Source organism: Lysinibacillus sp. A1, from assembly GCF_000801965.1.
Lineage (GTDB): Bacteria > Bacillota > Bacilli > Bacillales_A > Planococcaceae > Lysinibacillus > Lysinibacillus fusiformis.
On the sequence record NZ_JSZM01000054.1, the window covers coordinates 1 to 317 of the forward strand.

Annotated in this window: 1 rRNA gene; it reads left to right on the forward strand. The window is 42.6% G+C overall.

What is annotated here, in order from left to right:
• Positions 1 to 161: 161 nt before the first annotated feature.
• Positions 162 to 317 (forward strand): 23S ribosomal RNA (locus PI85_RS23385); the annotation flags it as partial.

The following is a 317-nucleotide window of genomic DNA, read 5'->3' on the forward strand; positions in this document are numbered from 1 at the left end:
TTATTTTTTTAAGTTTTTTTATAGGCTTAATAACATTAAAAGGTTTCAAGACACGAACAGTTCTAGGAAGCAATCGAGTAAATGATGGAGCGTACTTTAGTACGTGACTGATTGAACGAGTGAAGCTGACAACGAAATGTGATGTGTATTGGAAGCTGATAGGTTAAGTTATTAAGGGCGCACGGCGAATGCCTTGGCACTAGGAGCCGAAGAAGGACGGCACTAACACCGATATGCTTCGGGGAGCTGTAAGTGAGCTTTGATCCGGAGATTTCCGAATGGGGGAACCCACTACGTTTAATCGCGTAGTATCTTGA